The organism is uncultured Paraglaciecola sp. (assembly GCF_913020055.1).
GTDB lineage: Bacteria > Pseudomonadota > Gammaproteobacteria > Enterobacterales > Alteromonadaceae > Paraglaciecola.
In genome coordinates this window covers 1-5,313 of record NZ_CAJWCF010000163.1, presented here as the reverse complement: position 1 = coordinate 5,313, position 5,313 = coordinate 1, and the positions used below count along the sequence as shown (strand labels likewise).

Annotated in this window: 4 protein-coding genes and 1 riboswitch; all 4 genes read right to left on the bottom strand. The window is 38.0% G+C overall.

Translation table 11 applies throughout. The features are described 5' to 3' along the window. Positions 1-482: 482 nt before the first annotated feature. Positions 483-1,325, bottom strand: coding sequence for a hypothetical protein (locus QZ488_RS20910; protein WP_293752400.1), 843 nt, complete (start codon positions 1,323-1,325; stop codon positions 483-485). 95 nt (positions 1,326-1,420) lie between these two features. After that, a riboswitch (cyclic di-GMP riboswitch) is annotated at positions 1,421-1,502 on the bottom strand. A gap of 229 nt (positions 1,503-1,731) precedes the next feature. Continuing rightward, entirely contained in the window at positions 1,732-2,043 is a 312-nt protein-coding gene (locus QZ488_RS20905; protein WP_293752398.1) for a type II toxin-antitoxin system YoeB family toxin, read from the bottom strand. Next, positions 2,024-2,296, bottom strand: a complete 273-nt coding sequence (locus tag QZ488_RS20900) for a type II toxin-antitoxin system Phd/YefM family antitoxin (RefSeq protein WP_293752396.1) — start codon at positions 2,294-2,296, stop codon at positions 2,024-2,026. Before QZ488_RS20900 ends, QZ488_RS20905 begins: the two co-directional genes overlap by 20 nt. Before the next feature lie 63 nt (positions 2,297-2,359). Next, positions 2,360-5,299 (bottom strand): tetratricopeptide repeat protein, encoded by a 2,940-nt coding sequence (locus QZ488_RS20895; RefSeq protein ID WP_293752394.1) that lies wholly within the window; start codon positions 5,297-5,299, stop codon positions 2,360-2,362. Positions 5,300-5,313 lie beyond the last annotated feature (14 nt).

Genomic DNA, 5,313 nt, shown 5'->3' with positions numbered 1-5,313 from the left:
ACTCGAACTAAAGCTTGTTGTTTAGTTTGATGCGGGCGCACCATTGTCGAAGAATACATGGGAGAATTAGCCGCATTTTGGTCAAATGAATGGCTTTCTGACAAAGGAATAGATGTAGGGGTATTGCTTTCTATAGAATTCAATGTTTTATTTTTGAGTTATTATATGCGTGAATACTACAATTCATAACCGACGCTATAAATAGCTTTATTGATAGAGTCGGTTATTCAAAATAAATTTATCGCTTACTATTAAGTAAGGAATACAAAATCAAATACATATTACGTAAACATAATAGAAACCCTCAACACAGTACAGTTTTCTGTATTGAGGGTCATCTTGTGCAGGCCTACAGATTTTCCCATTCTACAAGCGTGCGTTTTAAGATCCTTCTATCATTGACAAACATTAAAATTCATTCTGACTTTAAATAACATCCATATTTTCAGATAATGCAGCCAACAAATTAACCTTCTACCAAATTAAGCTGGTAAAACGTTTTTACGACGGTTAGCACCGAATAGACTCATTAGAGCACCACCGAATAACCATGCAGCAGCTGGAACTGGTACAGCTGAAACTTCAGAAATAGCTAGCGAAGCTGGAGCTCCCCCCATTGATCCGCCGAATTGATGAGCAGTCATACATAGATCACCAACCAACATATTTGACATTAAGCCTAATGCTGAACAGTCACCATAAACCATTTCACCAAAAGTTACAGATGTATCCATTGGGTTCATTTCATCAAAAACAAGTGTAAAATATGCATTGCCATTCATATTAGTATTACCCGTGTTTCCTGATATCTCACCGAATGGTTCATCATTACCTATAGTGTAATTACCACCACCAACAACAGTACCATCATTCGTAAATACATTTGTATCATTTGCATTTAAAAAAACAGTAGTTGAGACCATACCTCCAGCTGTCACACTTGCAAGTTGGTGAGTTAACTCAAGCAAAGGCGCTTCATTATCTGCATAGCCACCTGGTTTAGCATATACTTTATTTGCATAATCAAAACCAGCAGTTGTTCCCATCATGCCTGTACCAAGACTTTGCATACCCAAAGCAGCAGTTCCGTTTGAATCGAATACACCACCAGCTCGCGCACTATTCCATCCCCACATTGCTTCTGATAAAAGACCATTAAAGTTAGTTACTGAGGTTCCGTCCCACTCAAATGTTCCGTCGAATGTAGTCTGGCTTTGCATTCCACCATCACCAAAAACTGATGCTACAGAGTAAGTTGTTGCTTGAGCCATAGATACAGATGAAGCCAGCAGTATTGATGCCGCTAGTTTAGTTTTTAGATTCATTAAAAATCTCCATTAATTTATAAAATTTAATTATTAAGTGATATGCTCTAACAACTAAAAATTAACCCTTAGTTTTTAAAGCCTCCATCACTTAAGGAGACAACCCGGCTATCTGAATTCAACCCAGACCCTATGGCTTTCCGACTCCGCCTCACGACGGTTGTGGCAAATTAAGTATTTAATACACAAGCCTTACATATGATTTATATCGCTCCTGCGAATAAAGCTAAAATATTCACTCTGAACATACAATACCTACAAAGACTACCCTAACAAAGCATTAGCCATGCCAAAATAATATTTATCTTACAAATCAATACCTAAAAACATATCCACTTACAATAACCAAGTTTTATTAATTTAGAGTGGGGGAATACACTTATATTTCAACATTAACATGGGGGATTTAACCCACCCCTAACGCCGTACGCTTAGTCGCCCGCAGATGATATAAATTTTCAAATTGCCCTCCAATAGCAAAAATATATAAAACCTCACTATCGTACCTATAAATAACACGGTCAGCTTGGCTTATTCGATGAGACCATAGACCTGATAGCTCATGATTTAATAACACAGATCTCCCTAAACCTATAGATGAATCACCACAAAGCATTTCTTTAAATAATCTGCATAATGTAGCGTATAACTTTTTATCTTTTTCCCTGAGTTGTGATAAAACCACCCATGTGTCTCCCTCAAACACCAACGATCTCATCCAATTCCTCTTCAGTTGCTATATAGCCCGCCTTACCAGAATGACTCAACGATGAATCGGCAATCTGCTTCACTAAATGATTATTTTGTAGCACATAGAGTGTTTCCTGCTCTCGCTGCCAGTTTTCAGAACTAATCACAACAAAGTCTTCTCCATTCCTACGCGTTACTTTTAAAGGCCGATGATCATTAACAACAAGCTCTACAAAGTATTTCAAGTTTTCTCTAAATTTATTAACACTAACACTATCCATTAACAATCCTATTTCAAACAAACAAACAAACAAACACCAACATCCAAGCCACATTTATTTTCTTCAACTACGAGGTGAACTATTTATTTCCTTCAATAGAAACCTAGCTCGCTTAATCCCAGTAAATTTTCCACGCCTTTCTACTAGTGCCAACGATTTCTCCAATTCAAGCTTACTTGCAGAATAATTACCAACAGCATACAAAGCCTCCCCCAAATGATAATGAATGTCAGTATCATCAGGCATAATAGAAACCGAATTTCTCAGCACTTCAATTGATCTCTCAAATTGACCTGATTTAAATAACGCCCATCCAAAAGTATCCTGTAAATATGGATTAGCGGACTTTTTAAATCGCTCTAAAAGAGAAAGTGCTTTTTCAGTAAACTCTGGGCCGGACCGATATTCAATCAATAAGAAAGCCAAGTTATTCGCTACTTGCTCATCATCTGGAAACTGACTAACCATTTTTTCATATGCAGAAATAGCCTTTTCATAATCCTTTAAGCTTTCATAACCCCGAGCCAGCCCCATCATTAACTTACGATTATTTGGCAAAGCTATTAACCCTTCATTGTATAAATCAATAACCTTAAAGTTTTCACCTTGCTGTGTATGTACAGCAGCCAACAACTCATATGTAGAAATAAATTGTCTATCTATATCCAAACTTTCTTGCAAAACTTTTGTAGCCTCAACCCAATTTTTCTCTATCGCATACAACTGACCTAACATATTAAAAGCAATGATACTCCGTGGGTTTTTCTTGATAAAGACTTGTAAAAAATTCATGAACTCAGCCTTACGTTTCAATTGACTATACGCTCTTGAAATCGCAACTAAAGCACCATTAGACTTCGGTTCCTTATCTAAGACTTGCTTATATACCTTAATGGCATCCAAATAACGACCTCTCTTATCAGCAATCAGACCATCTAGCATTAGCGCAGAAATCTCTCCATTGTTCTTTTTTCTCAACTCATTCACAGCACCTTCAGCGCCTGACCAGTCTTTTTTTGCAATTCTAAACTTTACCAACACTTCAACTAACGCACTATTCAAGGGACTTGCTTTTATTGACTTAACAACCAATTCTTCTGCACGTTCTATATCACCCCGCTTTGAAAGCGTAGCCACCAAAGGTACAATTGCAGTCAAATTAGCAGGATTGGCATCGATTGCTTTTTTCCAGTAACTTTCAGCTACTTCAAACTCTCCATTCATCACACTTGCACGAGCCATCAACACCAACCCCTCATCAGAATTTGGCTTATCACGCAAAACAATACGAAGATCAGAAATTGCGCCATCCGCATCTTTCTTATCTAGCCGCATATTTGCTCGAATCAACAATGCCTCATTATTACGTTTATCAGTATCAAGAATTTCACTTACCAGCCGCTCAGTCAATTGCTGATCTTTCTGATCTAAAGCAATTTTAATTAAGTGCACTTTAGCTCTCATACCGTTTTTACCATTTGGATCCGCATCGATAATTTGCTTAAATAATTCACGAGCTTTCTGGTACTGCTTATCTTTGGTATAGATTCCAGCAAGTCGAAATTTAAACCTTGCCTCCGCAGGCGCATTATCTATAAAACCTTGTAACAAAACCTCAACTTGATCTTTTTTAACCAGCTCATAATGCCCTACAAGTGCCATTTTATGATCAATATCAGAGGGATCCTTAGATATCGCCTCCTCCAATGCTTTTTCTAACATCTTTGATTTCTTAAAACCCGCTAATGTCGCAATCTGCGTTCTACGCAAAGACTTATCATCAGGAAAATCAGCAATTAACTTCTCATACACCTCTATCAAACGGTCTTGCTTATCCTCCCTATCCTGCTTTGTTAATATACTGACCTCCAATAAACGCAACCCTAAATCATCAGGATTATTTTCTATACCTGGATTCAAAACTATCATTGCATCATCATAAAGCTTTTCGTCAGTCAGGACCCTCACTAACATTCGAACAGCCTGAGAATCACCTTTATCTACCGCAAGTACACGTTCAACCTGCTTTCGTGCGCCAACATTATCACCTTCATGATATTTAATAGCAGCATCAAGCAGAATAGCCTGAAAATTATTTGAATCAAGCTTGAGTGCAAAATCCAGCTGCTCCTTCGCCTTTTCAGTTTGCTGAATAAGTAAAAAACCAAGCTTTACATGTCCATCCAAATGATTAGGATCAAGCCTTACCACCTCCTGTAGATTGGTTCTCATTGCTGACCATTTTTGCTCTTCTTCATCTAGGAGTGCAATATGATAATACGGTTCAGCCAACTGCGGATTATGCTGCAATGCACTCTTAAACTGAACCCTCGCACTCTTCAGCTCCCCCTTTTCAAACAATACCTTCCCTTCCTCAATAAACTTCTGAGGATCAGGCGACGCCTCAAATCGAAGCTGTATTAACCCTTTAGCTCTATCATTTTTAGTTGAAAAAAAGAGCTGAGACCAGGCTTTGTGCGTTAGATTGAAAAACTCTGCCTCCTCTATCCATCCCATTGAATATAGCTTTCTCAACAGGATCGCTACCACTTGCAAATCGCGTGACAACAATTCAGGCTCTCTCACCAAAACAAAATCAGACTGACAAATCTCGTCAATTATTGAAGAGACTAGTTCGAGCAAGCGTGATCGCTGCCTATCACTGGGATCAATTTTTTTATTTGGTTTTAATGATGCTGGCATTTTATCTGGCTGATCAACTTCGGTATTACCACCAGCTTTTTCATCAACTAGTTTTTCTTCTAATAGATCCTGACCATTTAAGCCAAAACTACTCAATAACAATGAATAGATACTTTGAGATTGATTGGCACTGTGTAGATTAACTAAAGGGAATGAAAGTCCGCGCCCATACCCTTTAGAGACTAATAAATCTTTATGCAATTTAACCGACACAGCCTCCCCGCTGCCTTTCGTTGATACTCCGGCAGTTTCACGTGAAGAGCGATTTTGAAAATTTTGACTTACTAGATCAAACAACATAATCCATCGTCTAG